Source organism: Streptomyces flavochromogenes (assembly GCF_000717595.1).
Taxonomy (GTDB): Bacteria; Actinomycetota; Actinomycetes; order Streptomycetales; family Streptomycetaceae; genus Streptomyces; species Streptomyces flavochromogenes.
Genome location: NZ_JNZO01000142.1, coordinates 1 through 241 on the forward strand (window position 1 = coordinate 1; position 241 = coordinate 241).

Consider the following 241-nt stretch of genomic DNA (forward strand, 5'->3'; position numbering starts at 1 on the left):
CCTGTCCGGCCAGGGCCTGGTCCTCGACGCCTTCCAGATCCAGGACATCACCACCGAGGGCTCGTACCTGGAGGACCTCGGCCGCCCCGAGGCCGCCCGCGCCAAGCAGGAGGCGGACATCGCCGAGGCCGTCGCGCGCCGTGCCGCCGAGCAGGCGAGGCTGAAGGCGGAGGAGGAGATCGCGATCGCGCAGCGGACCCTCTACCTGAAGCAGGCCGAGATCAAGGCCCAGACGGACGAG

The 241-nt window shown here is 71.8% G+C and carries 1 pseudogene; it reads left to right on the forward strand.

The window, feature by feature from the left end:
- Positions 1–241 (forward strand): annotated as a pseudogene (locus IF00_RS42380) (flotillin family protein); the annotation flags it as partial.